Below are 15,229 nucleotides of genomic sequence, written 5' to 3'. Positions count from 1 at the left end.
TCCTTAACTAGCGACGCTTGCGCGACAGGAAGCGCGCAAACAGGTTGAAGGCCAGAATGATCACCATCAGCAAGAGCGCGGTGCCGTAGGCTGCGTTCATGTTGATGCCGTCGTTGGCAAGCAGGTACAGGTGAACCGTCATGGGGCGGCCGGAATCGAGCGGCGAAATAGGCAGGTTGATGGCCTGGCCCATGGTGTAGAGCACCACCGCGGTCTCGCCAATGGCACGGCCGATGGCAAGGACGATGCCCGTGGCAATACGGCCAAAGGCAGAAGGAAGCACGATCTTGGAAACGACCTGCCACTTAGTGGCGCCCAAGCCATATGCGCCCCAACGGATATAGCGCGGCACGGCGCGAATAGCCTCCTCGGTGGTGCGCATGACGATAGGCAGCATCAGAAGCGCCAGCGCCAGGGCAGCCGAGACCATCGAAAGGCCCAGGCCCATGGCCTCGACAAACAAGGCGTAGCCAAAGAGACCCATAACGATGGAGGGCACCGAGGCCAAAGCATCGGCAGCATAACGGATGAGCTCGACGACCTTGCCCTGTTTGGCGTACTCGGCCAGATAGACGGCCGCTAGCACGGCGACCGGCGTACAGATGAGCATGGCGAGCGCCGTCACGTAAATGGTCGAGACAATCGTAGGCCAAATGCCGCCCTCGGCGTTGACACCCTGGGGCCAACCGAAGATAAAGTCGAGCGAAATATGCGGTAAGCCATTAACAACCACGTAGGCGATGATAGCGACCAGCACAAGCGTGGTGATATAGGCCGCGGCGCGGAACACGCCGAGCATGATCTTGTTTGACAGGTCCTTGTTGATACGGCCCTTCTTACCGTGGGAAAGGGCACGCTTGATGCGCTCGCGCGACGAGGTCGTATCGACCGTCGTGTCAACGGAATCGGACATAGCCTACCCCCTCTTCTTGGAAATCAGACGGACGATGCCCACCAGCATGGCGGAGATGATAAACAGGACCACGCCCATGCCGAACAGAGCCGAGCGGTGCAGGCCCGAGGAATAGCTCATGTCGAGCGCGATCTGGCTCGTGAGCGTCGAGATGGGGCTCGCAATGCTGTCGGGAATAACCGGGGCGTTACCCACGACCATGAGCACGGCCATGGTCTCGCCGATGGCACGGCCCATACCCAGCACGATGGCATCCACGATACCCAGCTTGGCGGCAGGTAACACGACCTTATAGATGGTCTGCCACTTAGTAGCACCCATGGCATACGATGCCTCGCGAATGCCCATGGGAATGGAATTGAGGGCATCGATGGTAAGCGTCGTGATGGTAGGGACGATCATGATGGCGAGCACGAACCACGCTGTCAGCGCACCAAAACCAAGACCACCGGTCAGTTGTGCGATAAACGGACGAATGATGATCATGCCAAAGAAACCATAGATGATAGAAGGGATGCCGGCCAGCAGGTCGACGGCAGGGCTGATGAGCTTGCGCACGCGCTTGCTGGCGATCTCGACCAGGTACACGGCCGTACCTACGCCCAGCGGCACGCCCATGGCGAGCGCACCGACGGTCACCAGACCTGAGCCGGCAAGCAGCGACATGATGCCGTAGTGGCCCTCAGAGGGCGCCCACGTAAAGCTAAAGAATTCCGCCAGACCGATGTCGGTAAAGACGGGCAGCGCCGAGTACGTGGTAAAGACAAAAATCAGGATGACGGTAACGACCGCCAAGAACGCGCAGGCAAAGAAGATCCACTGCAGCGCCTTCTCCTTGATATAGGTACTGCGCGATACGAGCGCCAGCTCGCGCTTCTTGGGCGTCTGAACATTCTGCTCAGTCTGGGAGTTTTCCTGTGCTTCCATGCTACTCACTCCCCTTCTCGTCGTTGGTGACGGGGATAAAGCCCGCCTCGCGAATCTGCTTGTCCATCTTTTCGGACGTCACGTAGTCGATGTAATCCTGCGCCTGCTGCGAAGGCGCACCCTTCACAAAGAAGTAAAGGTCGCGCGAGATGGGATAGCCGCCGCTCGCGACCGTCTTCTCGGACGCCTCAACATGATTGACCGAGACGGCCTTGACCGAGGTCTTGGCGTTGAGGCTATCGACGAAGCCCAGCGAAATGTAGCCAATGGCACCGCGCGAACGAGATACCACGTCGCGCACCTGGCCCGTGCCCGAAAGAACGGCCGAGCGGCGATCGAACGGGGTGCCGTCCATCACGATGGTGCGAAAGGCCTCACGCGTGCCGGACGCCTCATCTCGGTTGATGACCTGAATCCTCAGGTCCTCGCCACCGACTTCTTTCCAGTTGGTGATCTTGCCGGCGTAAATATCGCGGAGCTGCTCGGTCGAGAGGTTATCGACCGGGTTATCGTCGTTCACGATGACCGCGATACCGTCGTGGGCAATGACGATGGGAGTCAGGCCCAGATCCTGTTCGTCGGCATTGAGTCCACGGGAGGAGCTGGCGATATCGGCCGTGCCGGCGCTGACAGCCTCGATGCCAGCGGAAGAACCCAAACCGGAAACGAGCACGTCGATGCCGGTCTCCTCCTTAAAACCCTCGGCCGCAATCTCGGCGATAGGAAGGCAGGTCGTGGAGCCGGCGACGGTAATGGAAGAGGTAGAAGATCCCGAAGAACAGGCGCACAGCGTAAGCGTAAGCACAGCGGCGCTCAGGACCGATACGATCTTTCTCATAGCATCACGCCGATCGCAGCATGGCGCCCACAGGTGCCGTTCTCGTTACGGTAGGAATAAAAGCGGTCGTTCTGACGCACGGTCGAAAGCTGGGTATCCACGATATTATCCGCGTCGACACCGACATCTACCAGCGCCTCGCAAATGGCAGCGGAAAGATTGAGCATGCGAGAGGTGCTCGCATCGATGCACGAGAACTCGGCGGCAAAGCGATCCATGAGTTCCTGGGATACCTCATATTCGTCACCCAAGATATGGGGGCCGATATAGGCCGAGATGTCACTTGCATCGCAGCCGGCAGCATCGCAAAGCGCCTGGCACGCCTTGGCAGAAATACGTGCAATCGTGCCCTTCCAGCCGGAGTGCACCACGGCAAATCCGCCAGGGGCCACCAGCACCACGGGAACGCAGTCGGCAAAGCAGAGCAGCACGGGCACGTTATGCGCCGTACAGACGATGGCATCGCAGCCCTCGGCAATCTGCTCGCGGACGTCCTCAAGGTCATCGGCGCCGTTCGAGGTCACCGCAACGATATGGTCACCATGGACCTGATTGGGAACGAGCAGGTTGTGCTCGCACTCGGCGGCACCCATAGCCTCGAGCGCGCGACGACGATTTTCTTGAACAGCAAAGGGGTCATCGCCAACATGCGAGCCCAAGTTGAGTGAGGAGTACGCATCTTCGGAAACACCACCGGCGCGCTCGGTGAAGGCAAAGCGAACATCGGATGTCGCGCCCTCCACCAACGTAACTCCATCATGGTCGACACGCGAAACGTTGTCCGCACGTGCTGCCATACTAAAGCCTCCTAATAACACAAGTATTGCGGCGACGCCGCAGCAGTCCGTGCCATACGGCTGCATACTTCATCAAAAAGGATACCCGCAGCGGTAAGGAGCAAACGTAAAGGGAACGTAAGGAGATTGGAGGCTTTCGTTTACAAAGGCGAAACACAACAAAAAAGGGGCGTGCCCAATCGGACGCACCCCTTGCAAGTCGTTGAGAAAAACGAACTAGAAGCTACCGCGCTTCAGGAAGTCGGGAAGCTCGAACTGATCGTTGCCGAAGTTAGGAAGCTCGGTGCCACCAACGTTGCGGGTCGGAGCGGCCTGAGCCGGACTGGTGGCCGGAGCGGTGCGTTGCGGCTCAGCGGAGGCAGCGGCCTTGCTCTGAGACTGCTGAGCAGCAAAGAGCTCGTCCTGACGGTTGACATTGGAGTCGGAGAAGCCCGTAGCGATGACGGTGATGCGCACCTGATCGCCCAGGGACTCGTCAACAACGGTACCGAAGATGATGTTGGCCTCGGGGTCGACGGCGTTGGCGACAACGTCGGCGGCGTCGCTGATCTCCTGGATGCCCAGGTCCTTGGAACCGGCGATGGAGAGCAGCACGCGCGTGGCACCATCGATGGAGCTCTCGAGCAGCGGGCTGGAGATGGCCTGCTGGGCAGCGTCGACGGCACGGGTATCCCCAGAAGAGGTACCGATACCCATCATGGCGGTACCGGCCTGCTTCATGATGGTCTTAACATCGGCGAAGTCCAAGTTGATGATACCGGGGACGGTGATAAGGTCGGTGATGCCCTGGGTGCCCTGGGAAAGGACGCCATCGGCAATCGCGAAGGCCTCGAGCATGGTGGTCTTCTTCTCGGCGATGTCAAGCAGCTTATCGTTAGGGATGACGATCATGGTGTCGACGCAATCGGAGAGGGTCTTAATACCCTCCTCGGCGCTCTTCTTGCGCTTGCGGCCCTCGAAGGTGAAGGGCTTGGTCACGACGGCGACGGTCAGCGCACCGACCTCGTTCATCGCGATATCGGCAACGATGGGAGCGGCGCCGGTACCGGTGCCACCGCCCTCGCCGCAGGTGATGAACACCATGTCGGCGCCAGCGAGCGCCTCGGCAATGTCGTCGCGGGACTCATCGGCAGCCTTGCGGCCAACCTCGGGGTTGGCGCCGGCGCCCAGGCCGCGGGTAAGGTCGGTGCCGATGTGCACCTTGATATCGGCATCAGAGATCGCGAGTGCCTGAGCATCGGTGTTGATGGCAACAAACTCGACGCCGCGGATGCCCTCTTCGATCATTCGATTGACCGCGTTGGTACCGCCGCCGCCGACGCCGACCACCTTAATGACGGCAAGGTAGTTGTTGATCTCTGTCTCGTGCATGTCGGTCCTCCGAACAAAGGTTATAGCCATAGCATGGGTCGACCCCTGCGCACATTAACCTTCAGGTTGAAAGTAAATGCAAAGGTAAACCGTATTATGTTTGCACATTATGAACGTATCAGTCAAATAATTGACCGTGAAAACCAAACAAACCAGATAAACGGCGTGGTATGGCCCCTCAACAAAGCATCAACCAGCGCTACGAGGTCGGAGCGTTCCTAAATGTATAGTTACCCGGAGAGCGCACATTGATATACGTTACGCCCTCTACCTGCGAAAGCAGCTTGGTGACTACGCGCTCCTTCTTGACGATATCGTTCGAATCGCCCAGCGACACCTCAATGCCGTTATTGAGGTTTGCCGAGATGGCTTCGACCGAAGGCGTGGAAATATCCTTGACTTGTCCCAAGAACTCGCTCGAAAAACCACGCACATAATCCAAGCCAGCCTTAACGGCCTTGGAGCTCACCGCCTGGCCGGAAACCGGAGCGACATCCGCCGAGACATCAGTCAACAACACCGCGCCATAGTGCTTAGCGAGCGCCAGCGCGGCATCAATGCCGGTCAGGGTATTTGAGCCCTGCCCCGTCGTGATGACGTTGCCCTGGTCATCCACTTCGACCGACGTCGACAGCGGGGCGATCCAGGTGTCATCATCCCCGATGGCCCAGGCAAGGTCATCGGAGCTGATATAGGCAATTGCGATGACCTTGCGCTCCATAGGCGTAATGATGAGCGTATGCGGGAACTGACGCTGGACATCCACGCCCGAGACCCACGGGTTCTGCTTGAGGTCCTCGGTAATCTGGTCGGGATCGACGTTAAAAAGCGACGTTCCCTCGGGCAAATCGATCAGCTGGATAGCATCGTGCTTCGTCACATGCTCGCTGCCTTGAATCTGAATATCAGTGGCGGTAAACAATCCAGAGTTGATCACCACGACGGCAACGACGACGAGCACGGCCAAGACGGCCAGAACGCCGCCCACGATTTTGCCTTTGCCTGTAACGAGAGAAGCGGCGTCTGACGTTTTATTTGCCATCGCCCCAAGTGAAGACAACGGGTTGACGCCTTTTTTACCCGAAGGCTTCTTGGCGGTAGCCGGCACCGATGTCAGCGAGCGCGGTTTCGATGCGCCAAGCGTGCGACCCGGACGCGCCGCCTTAGTTCCCGTCGAGGGCTTAGGAGTTGCCATGGGACGGGCAGGCTTGGCGCCCATAACAGGCTTTGACGTCAGCGAGGGACGCGAGGACTTTTTTGCGGCCGGACGATTGCCGAGCTGCGAGCCGACAACCGGACAACTGGTCTGTCGAGCATGCCCGACAGACTTAGAGTGCGCGACGGTATTGCGTTGAGGTTTGGCAGGCGCGCCGGAACGCCCTCCGGCGCGGCGGAAGGTTGGTTTCGATGCTCTAGAAGCCGAGGAATTTAACTTCCGGTCTGAGCTCGATGCCATACGCCTCCCTCACCTTTCCGTGCACATGTCTGATAACCGCGGCAACGTCATCGGCCGAGGCAGTTCCGTTATTAACGATAAAATTAGCGTGAACGGGCGAAACTTCCGCGCCGCCAATCGAAAAACCCTTTAATCCACAATCCTCGATAAGCTTGCCCACACTCGCATCGGGCGGGTTGCGAAAGACCGACCCGCAGGATGCGCGACCCATGGGCTGCGTACGCTTGCGCCTCGTCAGGTACCGCTCCATGCGCTCGCGAATGTCGGCCTTGGGTGCCGGTTTAAGTTTGAGCACGCACTCGAGGATGATCTCATTGCGGGGAAGGCTACATTCGCGGTAGCCCCAAGTGATCTCGGACCCCGCATAATGCTTGATACCGGATGCCGGGTCAAACGTTACGACATCCTCAACCAGCGAGCCAATCCATTCGGTCCGTGTGCCGGCATTCATAGATATCGCACCGCCGACCGACCCAGGGATGCCAACGGCAAACTCAAGGCCCGAGAGGCTACGCGACAGGGCATCGTTGACCAGGCGCGCAAACATCACGCCCGCACCGACCGTCAGCGTACAACCGTCATCGGCAACAACCGTGCGCTGAAACTCACGTCCGAGCGAAATGACGGCACCGCGATAACCGCCATCGGCAACCAGCAGATTGGAGCCCTTGCCGATGATGACCCACGGCACCTGCTCGCGATCGAGCACCGCCACGGCGCGGCGGAGGGCATGATAGCTATGGCACGTCACAAAGAGGTCAGCCTTGCCGCCGATACGATAGCTCGTATGACGCGCAAGGCGCTCGTCCTCGATCACATCCGTGTCGATCATGCCCGAGAGCGCCATGACGGCGTTAAACAGACCCATTAGACTTAAGCGTCTTTCTTGGCAGTCAAATACTCGATAAACTCGGGGCCGACAGTCGTAACGTCACCGGCACCCATAGTGAGCAGCAAGTCGCCCTCGCCCACCATCTGCTCGAGCTCCTGATTGAGCTCAAGACGGCTGGAGCAGTACACGACCTCCTTGCCAGGATGCTTGGCGCGCACGGTATCGGCGAGCATCTTAGAGGTAACACCCGGAATGGGCATCTCGCCAGCCGAGAACACATCAATCAGCAGCAGTTTATCGGCATTGGCAAATGCATCGGCAAAGTCATCGCACAGGGCCTGCAGACGCGAATAACGGTGCGGCTGGAACACGACGTCGACATGCTTGTAGCCCAGCGACGAAGCGGCAGCAAGCGTCGCCTTGATCTCGGTGGGGTGATGGCCGTAATCATCGACCACGGTGATGCCATCGATATCGCCCACGTGGGTAAAGCGACGGCGGACGCCCTCAAAGCTCGAGAGCGCCTTGGCGGCGGCGTCGATGTCAAGGCCCAGGACATGGGCGACGGTGAGCACCGCCGTGGCGTTGAGCATGTTGTGGCGACCGGGATTGCTCTTGATCTCCACGGCATGCTCAGTGCCATCCTCAAAGCGAACGATAAAGTCACTCTGGATGCCCTTGACATCCGGGTGCATGCAGACGATGTCGTTGCTCTCGGCAAAGCCGTAGGAAAGCACGTGACGGCCCGTCGACTTGGCGAGCTCGACCAGATGCGGGTCCTCACCGCAGACGATGACGGTGCCGTCCTCGCCCACCAGGCTCATGAATTTGGCGAAAGTTGCCTCGATCTCCTCGATACCCGAGTAGTGATCGAGGTGGTCGGCCTCGACGTTGGTCACAATGACCACGTTGGGGTTCAGGAACAGGAAGGAGCTGTCGGACTCGTCGGCCTCGGCGACAAAGTAGTCGCCCGAGCCGTTCTTGCCGTTCGTGTCATAGCCCTCGACGATGCCGCCGATCAAGAAGCTCGGATCCAGGCCCATGCGGTCGAGCATGGTGGCGCACATCGAAGACGTGGTGGTCTTGCCATGCGTGCCGGCAACAGCGACGGTGGTGTAGCCGTGGCCCAAAGCAGAGAGCATCTTGGCACGGGGCCACACGGGAATACCAAGCTCGCGAGCGCGCACGAGTTCGGGGTTGGACTCCGGAATAGCGGTGGAGACAACAACCACGTCGGGCTTGACCTCGTCGATCGTGGCGGCCTCATGGCCCACATGCACCTTCACACCAGCGCGGGTAAGCTGGCGAATATAACGTGACGTCTTAAGGTCGGAGCCGGTAACGGCATAACCGCGCTCGTGAAGAACGAGGGCGATGCCACTCATGCCGGCGCCGCCGATACCGATAAAGTGGGCGCTCTTAAACTCGGGCGCGGAGGTTGCAGTCTGGGAATCAGCCATGTGCTCGTGTACTCCTTGCGTAAACACTGCCTGTAACCCGTTAACTGTACCGCACCTACCGCATCAGCGCGAGGGCGACCGACGATATCCCGTCTAACTAACGCAAACCCTCTACCGCATCCGCCAGAAGAGCGGCGGCCCTATCCTGAGCCAGACCGCGCGCCGCCTGACGCATGGCATCGCGCGCCGCCGCGTCATCGACCAGGTGCAGCAGTTCATCGGCAAAGGCAGAACCGTCGATATCGGCATCGGCGCAGAGCACGCCGGCCCCGGCGTCGACCAGATAACGGGCATTGGTGGTTTGGTGGTCGGCCGTCGCATGCGGGTACGGCACGAGCACCGAAGGCACGGCGAGCGCAGCGATCTCGGCCACGCTCGATGCGCCCGAACGCGAGAGCACCAAATCGGCAGCAGCCAGCATATCGCCCATGTTGTCGATGTAAGGCTGGACGCGGTAACGCTTCGCCTCCTCGGGCGTCAGCGCCAAAGCGCGCTCGGTCTCCTCAAAGCCGTCGGCACCCGTCGAATGCAACACATAGAGGTTCTTGCGCGAAAGCAGCTCGTTTTTGAGCGAAACCACGCGCTCGTTGAGGTGCTGGGCGCCAAGTGAACCGCCAAAGACGAGCAGCAGCGTAGCGTCCTCGGGAACGCCAAGTGCCTTGCGGCCGCGAGCGCGATCGCCCTCGATCACCGAGCGACGTACGGGGTTGCCGGTCATGAGCACGTGGTCAGGGTCACCTTCGCGCTCAAAGACCGAACGCGCTGCCGGCACCGAGATGCACACGCGGGCGGCGTGGGAGCTCATCATCTTGTTGGCCAGGCCCGGAACAGAGTTCTGCTCATGCAGCAGATACGGAACGCCCGCGCCCTTGCACCACCCCAGCAGCGGAACCTCGACATAAGCACCAAAACCGATGGCGGCATCGGGCTTGCCGACCTTTGAGAAATGACTGGCGAGCGCACGCTTGGCTTTGCTGACACGCCACAGCGAGGTCAGCGCCGTCCAAGGGCGGGAGCGGTCGAAGCCCGTGACCGTAATGGGCACAAAATCAAACCCAGCCTCGGGGACCAGACGACCCTCGAGCTTGCGCGACTGGCCCACGAACACAACGTGGTGACCACGGTCACGCAGCTCTTCGGCCAAGGCGAGCGCGGGGTTGATGTGTCCTGCCGTGCCGCCGGCTGCAATAGCAACGGTCATTTTATCGGTCATGGTAGTCCCTTCGTACACGCGGTCCCTGGTCGTCGGTGCGCAGACGCGCCGACGGGTCCGAGTTCAAATCGATTCGATTATATCCGCCGCCCGCGTTGCGAGGGCTGGGGCGCTGCGGACGGCCTTGCGGCGCCGTTCGCTGACGCGGGCGGGCTGCCGGCTCGGTCGCAGAGCCATCCAGGACGGTAAAACCGTTACGCGAAGATCGCTCGCCGCGCACGTGGGGCACGCCGGCGGTACTCTCATCCATAACGGCAAAGCTCTCACGGCGAAGGTCGTACTCATCGCGACGGGCGCTCTCGTACGAAACTCGCAGGATCAACCCGGCAAGCATAAGCGACACAATGATCGACGAACCGCCGTAGCTAATAAACGGCAGCGGTTTGCCCGTCATGGGAAACACGTTGAGGATGCCCAGCGCGTTAATCAAAAACTGCACCGCGAGAATGACCGCGGAGCCAGACGCCATAAGCGCGCCCCGACGATCGGTCGCCTGCTCGGCAATGCGAAACGCCGAGTAGATCAGCATCGCAAACACCAAGAAGAACAGCACGGTTCCGACAAAACCGACTTCCTCGCCAATGATGGCCAGGATGTAGTCGTTGTGCGCCTCGGGCAGATACGAGTACTTCATGGTTGAGTTGCCGATGCCACGGCCAAACAGACCGCCCGAGGCAAAGGCCATGATGGCAAGCGTGGCCTGATAGCCGTCACCATACTCGTCGGCCCAAGGGTTCAAGGCAACCTGAATACGCACCATACGGTACGGCTCTGCGACAAGCGCAATCACGATCACGAGAATGCCGAAGATTAGCACGCCGATGATAAATCTGGGGTCGAGACCCGCAAACAACGCCATGCACATGAGGGTCAACAGGATGATCAGGACAGTACCGAAATCGGGCTGGATAAAGATCAGAAAGAGCGAAATGCCCAGGTAGATGCCCATCTTGCGAAGGAATTCGTTGATGTTGCCACCGGGCGAAAAGAAGCGATCAAGCATGATGGCCGAATACGCAATGGCAAATGGCTTTAAAAACTCGGAAGGCTGGAACTGAATACCGGCGATGTTGAGCCAGCGCGTGGCGCCACGGCTGCCGCTGCCCACCAAGAACACCAGAAGCAGTAGCCCTATCATGCCGATGAGGAAGATCCTGAGCACATCCTCCCCAAACCAGCTGTCCGGCAAAACGCGCACGATGGCAATCAGCGCCAGAACACCGACCACGGCAAACGCGGCCTGTCGACCCAGAAAAAACGTCGCCGAGCCATTCTCGTGCAGCGCCTCGACCGAAGACGCCGAGTACACCATCAGCAGGCCAAAGCATACCAAGGTAAACAAGCAGGCCATGAATATCAAACGGGGGCGCATGATACGGGCGGGAACGCCGGCAATATAGCGTTCGCTAAACGACTGCCCACCGCGGCTGGAACACGATGTGATGCGCCGTGAGGAAGCACGGTCCGAGTCGGGCCTCCTCATACCTTGTCGGGGGCTCTCCTCTCTCACCGCAACCCCTATTCCATTTGTGATTTCGCTGTAGCGGCAAGCTGAGCCACGTAGTCCTTAAACACGCGGCCGCGCTCCTCATAGCCCGAGAACTCATCGAACGAAGAGCAGGCAGGAGAAAGTAAGATCACGTCACCACGGCTCGAAAGCGAACGGGCAACGTCCACGGCGTCGCGCAGGTCATCCGCCTGGGCGATATCCACATCGCCATCGACATCGGCCTCGTCCATAGCGGCGGTGAAGCGCTCGCGCGCATCGCCAAAGCAGACGACCGAGCGTACGTTATCCATAACAACGCGCGCGAAGTCCGTGAGCGGCGTGCCCTTATCGTGGCCGCCGAGCAGCAAGATCACGTCGTCATCGGGAAATGCCGTCAGCGCCTTCTCGACCGCATCGGTGTTGGTCGCCTTGGAATCGTTGACGTAGCGCACGCCGTCAATCTCGCCACACGGCTCCACGCGGTGCTCGAGCGGCTGGAACGAGGCAAGACCGCGGCAGACACCATCGACATCGGCACCGACCGCCAAGGCAGCCGTGGCAGCGCACAGGGCATTGATAACATTGTGATGGCCCGAGATCTTGAGCTCGGATGTAGCGATGAGCGGGGTCTCGACGCCCTTCAGACGCACGATCATCTTGCCATCGCGCACAAAGGCGGCATCCTCGCCCTCAGGCTCGTCAAAGGCAACCTTGCAGATGCGACGACCCGGCGTGTAGATGTACTCATCGAACTCGTGAATGCCGGCGTCTTCGACGTCGACAACCGCCAGATCGTCATCGACCATATTGTCAAACAGTTTAATCTTGGCAAGCGCGTAGTTCTTATGGCTCTTATGCCAGCCCAAGTGGTCGGGAGTGATGTTGAGCAGCACCGCCACGCGGGGGTGGAGCTCGGTGGTCGTAGCAATCTGATAGCTCGAGAGCTCAGCCACAAACCACTCGTTGTGGGCTCGGCCGTCAATCTCGTTGACCGGCGGCTCGCCGATGTTGCCGACAGCAACGCTGGCCTCGCCGGCAGCCTTGAGCAGATAATCAGTCAGCGACGTGGTGGTCGTCTTGCCGTTGGTGCCCGTGATGGCAATCCAGTTATCGGGCGACAGGCGATAGGCAAACTCGGGCTCACCCATAATCTGGGCGGCATGCTCGCGCCCGGCCTTAAAGAAGCCCGAGAACTCCGAGATGCCCGGGCACGTCACGCATACGTCATAGGCGCCCTCGACCTGTTCGGTCCCATAGACAAACGACGCACCAGCAGCCTCGAGCGCGCGCGTGGCGTCATTGGGCTCAGAGGTGCCGCCGCCACACACGGTAACGGCGCTTACGCGCTCGGGATGTGCCAGCGCCCAGCGAGCGACATCGAGACCGGATTTGCCCTGACCCAAAACGAGCAGGCTAAAGACATCAGCAAGAGGCATGAAAGACCACTATCCCAACTGGAAGAACAAAGCAAGGCCAACGGCACCAAAGGCCGCAGCGATAATCCAAAAACGGATGACAACCTTGGTCTCGGCCCAGCCCTTCTTTTCGAAATGATGATGGATGGGCGCCATAAGGAAGACGCGCTTGTGCGTAAAGTGGAAATAGACAACCTGAATCATGACCGACAGGGTCTCAACGATAAACAGGCCGCCGATGATGAGGGAGACGACCTCGGTGTTGGTCATGATGGACGTGCAGGCAAACGCGGCGCCCAGGGCAAGCGAGCCGGTATCGCCCATAAAGATGCTCGCCGGATAGCAGTTGAACCACAGAAAGCCCAAGCAGGCACCGGCACACGCGGTGCAGAAGATGGACAGGTTCACGTCTCCGTGCAAAAACGCCATGGCAGCCATGGCGAGCATGGCAATCATAGAGGTGCCGCCAGCAAGACCATCAAGGCCATCGGTCAGGTTCACGGCATTAGAAAGACCGGCGATCATCAGCCAGCAAAAGACAATGTAGAGCCATGGGAACGAAAGGCCGCAGATGGTGGTCGAAAGAACACCGAGGTCAATCGTCAGGCCGCCGGGAAAACGAATCTCGGGGGCGACGCCGCACCAGTTGACGGCGAGCACCGTAAAGGTGACACAGATAATGGTTAGGCCGATCATCTTGGCATGAGGCGTCAGACCGAGCGAGCGCCCATGCGTAACGGAGGTCAGGTCGTCGATCAGGCCCAGCACGCCGGTCGCCAGCGTGGCGAGGAGCACGAGCACGAGCTCGGTGGTGAGCTTGCCCATCAGCAGACAGGTCAGCGAGATCGCGACGAGGATGACAACGCCACCCATGGTGGGCGTTCCCTGCTTAACCAAATGACGCTTGGGTCCGTCGGCACGAACCTGCTGGCCGATACCCTCGACCTTGAGTAGCTTGATCCACCACGGCATGAGCAGCAACGCAATGGCGGCGGCGATGCCAAGCCCCAAAAAAGCCTGATACGTTGGATACGAGGGATTGCCGAACATGGGCTAGCACACACCTTCCACAAAGCGGTCGAGCTCAACAAAGCGGGAACCCTTGACCAGTACAACATCATGTTTTTCAAGCGCGCCGCCCATGCGGTCGAGCACCTGCTGATAATCGGAGAACACCTGGATGCGGTCCTCGTCCATGCCCATCATGCGCGCGGCATCGGCCATAAGCTGGGCCAGCTCACCACCCACGCACGCCAGCATGTCGAGCTTCTTGGCGGCGGCATAGGCGCCCACGAGCTCATGCATGCGAGGAGCCTCATCGCCCATCTCGCCCATCTCGCCCAGGATCGCCATACGAGACCCCGTGCACGAAAGCGAGCACAGCAGATCGAGGCCAGCAGCCATGGATTCGGCACTGGCGTTATAGGAATCGTCGATGACGCGGGCACCGCTCTTGGCGCGCTTGATCTCCTGGCGGTGACCGGTGATCGTGAGGCCTCTAAAGGCAGCATCGATCTGCTCGGGCGTCACGCCCAGGCGATAGGCAACTGCGGCGGCCTTAACGGCATTTGGGACGGACTGCACGCCGGGGATGGCAAGCATGGTATCGGTCGTCTCACCCTGGCCGAAATCGAGCGTAAAGACCGGACGGCCCTCGTCATCAACACGAATGTCGCGGGCACGGACCTCATCATCGTCCGAGACGCCGGCCAGCATCACATCGATACCAGCAGGCTGGGCGAACGTATCGCGAATGAACGGCGTAAAGTCGTCCTCACCGCCCAAAACCAGCAGCGGCAAGAAGTCGCCGGCGGCGCGCATACCCTGGACAATCTCGGCCTTAGCGCGGGCGATGTTCTCGCGGCTGCCCAAAATACCGATATGAGAGGTGCCGATCTTGCTCACGATGGCAAGGTTGGGATTGGCGGACTTGGACAGGCGCTCAATCTCGTGGAAATGGTTCATGCCCATCTCGAGCACCAGGACCTCGGTATCGGCCGGAGCGGAAAGCACCGTGAGCGGCATGCCGATCAGGTTATTGAAATTGCCCTTGGTGGCCCAGACACGATAGCGCTTGGCGAGCACGGCGGCGAGCACGTCCTTGGTCGTCGTCTTGCCGATGGAACCGGTAATGCCAACGACCAGGCAGCCAAGCTCCAGGCGATACGCGTGCGCCAAACACAGCAGAAACTCCTCGGGATCATCGGTCAGCAGGATGGCACAGCCCCTGTCCTGCGCCAGCGAGACCAGCTCGGCCTCGGGCTCACGCGTCATCACGACGGCGCCGGCACCCGACTGGACGGCACGGGAAGCAAAATCATTGCCGTCGACGTTTTCACCGGGAAAGGCGACGAAAATCGTCCCTTCCTCGACCTGGCGCGAGTCGATAACGCACCCGCGGCATACCCGATCGGCTTCTCCCGTCACGGTTCGGGCCCCTGTTGCGGCCGCGAGGTTGTTGACGGCGATCTCTATCATTGCAGCTCCCCTGTAAACCTAATAATGCTATCGGCGTATT

13 protein-coding genes are annotated in these 15,229 nt (G+C 59.9%); all 13 read right to left on the bottom strand.

Features of this window, described 5'->3' with window-relative positions; translation table 11 throughout:
* Nucleotides 1–7 precede the first annotated feature (7 nt).
* The 13 genes from pstA to RX395_RS00660 all read right to left on the bottom strand — a co-directional run bounded on the left by pstA (nt 8) and on the right by RX395_RS00660 (nt 15,189).
* Entirely contained in the window at nt 8–913 is a 906-nt protein-coding gene (gene pstA, locus RX395_RS00720) for a phosphate ABC transporter permease PstA (protein WP_316364742.1), read from the bottom strand.
* Nucleotides 914–916: 3 nt separating this feature from the next.
* Nucleotides 917–1,840, bottom strand: coding sequence for a phosphate ABC transporter permease subunit PstC (pstC, locus tag RX395_RS00715; protein WP_316364740.1), 924 nt, complete (start codon nt 1,838–1,840; stop codon nt 917–919).
* A gap of 1 nt (nt 1,841) precedes the next feature.
* Nucleotides 1,842–2,678 (bottom strand): phosphate ABC transporter substrate-binding protein, encoded by an 837-nt coding sequence (locus RX395_RS00710; protein ID WP_055251678.1) that lies wholly within the window; start codon nt 2,676–2,678, stop codon nt 1,842–1,844.
* Complete coding sequence (locus RX395_RS00705; RefSeq protein ID WP_316364737.1) at nt 2,675–3,475, bottom strand: polyphenol oxidase family protein; 801 nt, start codon at nt 3,473–3,475, stop codon at nt 2,675–2,677. Before RX395_RS00705 ends, RX395_RS00710 begins: the two co-directional genes overlap by 4 nt.
* Nucleotides 3,476–3,691: 216 nt before the next feature.
* Complete coding sequence (gene ftsZ / locus RX395_RS00700; RefSeq protein ID WP_022094491.1) at nt 3,692–4,846, bottom strand: cell division protein FtsZ; 1,155 nt, start codon at nt 4,844–4,846, stop codon at nt 3,692–3,694.
* A gap of 199 nt (nt 4,847–5,045) precedes the next feature.
* Nucleotides 5,046–5,834 (bottom strand): cell division protein FtsQ/DivIB, encoded by a 789-nt coding sequence (locus tag RX395_RS00695; RefSeq protein WP_239057629.1) that lies wholly within the window; start codon nt 5,832–5,834, stop codon nt 5,046–5,048.
* A 424-nt stretch (nt 5,835–6,258) separates the two neighbouring features.
* Nucleotides 6,259–7,170 (bottom strand): UDP-N-acetylmuramate dehydrogenase, encoded by a 912-nt coding sequence (murB, locus tag RX395_RS00690; RefSeq protein ID WP_006234257.1) that lies wholly within the window; start codon nt 7,168–7,170, stop codon nt 6,259–6,261.
* Between the two features lie 5 nt (nt 7,171–7,175).
* Nucleotides 7,176–8,594, bottom strand: coding sequence for a UDP-N-acetylmuramate--L-alanine ligase (gene murC / locus RX395_RS00685; protein ID WP_055286074.1), 1,419 nt, complete (start codon nt 8,592–8,594; stop codon nt 7,176–7,178).
* Nucleotides 8,595–8,691: 97 nt separating this feature from the next.
* Nucleotides 8,692–9,807, bottom strand: coding sequence for an undecaprenyldiphospho-muramoylpentapeptide beta-N-acetylglucosaminyltransferase (gene murG, locus RX395_RS00680; protein ID WP_316364732.1), 1,116 nt, complete (start codon nt 9,805–9,807; stop codon nt 8,692–8,694).
* Complete coding sequence (gene ftsW / locus RX395_RS00675; protein WP_316364730.1) at nt 9,797–11,290, bottom strand: putative lipid II flippase FtsW; 1,494 nt, start codon at nt 11,288–11,290, stop codon at nt 9,797–9,799. Before ftsW ends, murG begins: the two co-directional genes overlap by 11 nt.
* Nucleotides 11,291–11,325: 35 nt before the next feature.
* Nucleotides 11,326–12,732, bottom strand: a complete 1,407-nt coding sequence (gene murD, locus RX395_RS00670; protein ID WP_316364727.1) for a UDP-N-acetylmuramoyl-L-alanine--D-glutamate ligase — start codon at nt 12,730–12,732, stop codon at nt 11,326–11,328.
* A gap of 9 nt (nt 12,733–12,741) precedes the next feature.
* Nucleotides 12,742–13,761: a phospho-N-acetylmuramoyl-pentapeptide-transferase gene (gene mraY / locus RX395_RS00665; protein WP_006234262.1), complete on the bottom strand. Its 1,020-nt coding sequence runs from the start codon at nt 13,759–13,761 to the stop codon at nt 12,742–12,744.
* A gap of 3 nt (nt 13,762–13,764) precedes the next feature.
* Complete coding sequence (locus RX395_RS00660) at nt 13,765–15,189, bottom strand: UDP-N-acetylmuramoyl-tripeptide--D-alanyl-D-alanine ligase (protein ID WP_316364725.1); 1,425 nt, start codon at nt 15,187–15,189, stop codon at nt 13,765–13,767.
* Nucleotides 15,190–15,229 lie beyond the last annotated feature (40 nt).

Source organism: Collinsella aerofaciens (assembly GCF_032584215.1).
Classification (GTDB): domain Bacteria; phylum Actinomycetota; class Coriobacteriia; order Coriobacteriales; family Coriobacteriaceae; genus Collinsella.
Note: the sequence above shows the minus strand (reverse complement) of the source record. Positions and strands in the feature narration are given on the sequence as shown.

Bases quoted from the DNA above. Each gene is read 5' to 3' on its own strand.
- pstA (WP_316364742.1), bottom strand. From the start codon at position 913: ATGTCCGATTCCGTTGACACGACGGTCGATACGACCTCGTCGCGCGAG.
- pstC (WP_316364740.1), bottom strand. From the start codon at position 1,840: ATGGAAGCACAGGAAAACTCCCAGACTGAGCAGAATGTTCAGACGCCC.
- RX395_RS00710 (WP_055251678.1), bottom strand. From the start codon at position 2,678: ATGAGAAAGATCGTATCGGTCCTGAGCGCCGCTGTGCTTACGCTTACG.
- RX395_RS00705 (WP_316364737.1), bottom strand. From the start codon at position 3,475: ATGGCAGCACGTGCGGACAACGTTTCGCGTGTCGACCATGATGGAGTT.
- ftsZ (WP_022094491.1), bottom strand. From the start codon at position 4,846: ATGCACGAGACAGAGATCAACAACTACCTTGCCGTCATTAAGGTGGTC.
- murB (WP_006234257.1), bottom strand. From the start codon at position 7,170: ATGGGTCTGTTTAACGCCGTCATGGCGCTCTCGGGCATGATCGACACG.
- murC (WP_055286074.1), bottom strand. From the start codon at position 8,594: ATGGCTGATTCCCAGACTGCAACCTCCGCGCCCGAGTTTAAGAGCGCC.
- murG (WP_316364732.1), bottom strand. From the start codon at position 9,807: ATGACCGATAAAATGACCGTTGCTATTGCAGCCGGCGGCACGGCAGGA.
- ftsW (WP_316364730.1), bottom strand. From the start codon at position 11,290: ATGAGGAGGCCCGACTCGGACCGTGCTTCCTCACGGCGCATCACATCG.
- murD (WP_316364727.1), bottom strand. From the start codon at position 12,732: ATGCCTCTTGCTGATGTCTTTAGCCTGCTCGTTTTGGGTCAGGGCAAA.
- mraY (WP_006234262.1), bottom strand. From the start codon at position 13,761: ATGTTCGGCAATCCCTCGTATCCAACGTATCAGGCTTTTTTGGGGCTT.
- RX395_RS00660 (WP_316364725.1), bottom strand. From the start codon at position 15,189: ATGATAGAGATCGCCGTCAACAACCTCGCGGCCGCAACAGGGGCCCGA.